This is a genomic window from Blastopirellula marina, from assembly GCF_002967715.1.
Classification (GTDB): Bacteria; Planctomycetota; Planctomycetia; order Pirellulales; family Pirellulaceae; genus Bremerella; species Bremerella marina_B.
Map to the genome: position 1 here is coordinate 1 of NZ_PUIA01000052.1, position 682 is coordinate 682.

1 protein-coding gene is annotated in these 682 nt (G+C 58.9%); it reads right to left on the reverse strand.

The genetic code is table 11. The features are described from left to right. Positions 1–682 (reverse strand): hypothetical protein (locus tag C5Y96_RS27445; RefSeq protein ID WP_158261281.1); only part of this gene is annotated, 682 nt, incomplete at both ends.

Sequence of the window (682 nt, forward strand, 5' to 3'; positions counted from 1 at the left end):
GCTTCCCCTCCTGATCGACCACGGTTTGACCGCCAGAGGTTTCTGCAGTGGCAAATCGCCATCCAGGGAACTGGCCCGCCCAAGCGGCGGCAAACGTCGGGTAGATTTCTTTGGCGCCTGGCACTTGGCGGTATTCGCCTAGCGGCAGCGGCTCGCCATCGACCGCCAAACGATGTAACCGGACGTCCAAATCCCGCGCTTCGTTACGATGGCTGACGAACGTTCCCTGCGGGTGAACCAGTAGCTTGCCAAGCTGAGGATCTTTGTCGGTCAGTTTCGTCAGCGGCGCTCCGGCGATCCATTGGCCGCTCTCCAGCGACAGCCAGCGAATCCACGGCACAATCTCCTTGCTGTTGCCGTTGCGCCGTCCTTCCCCCGCCACTTCGATCAGATAAGGTCCGGCGATCGAGGCGCTATAAATTTGCCAATCGTCGGCATTGCGCCAGGCGACCTCGCCACTTTCGACATCGAGTGCTACCGCTTGGCGACGATTTAGATAGACGAACTTTCCTTCCGCGAGCCCAACGCTTCTTTCCATATCCGGAGCGAAATGGGACCAGAGGAGACGCCCTGTTGCGATATCAATGCAATCGATCGACAAAGCGCCGACCTGACGAACAATTAGGTGATTGCCGACAACGATCGGCGTCATCTCTTGCTGACGCACCAGGTCGCTGTCGGC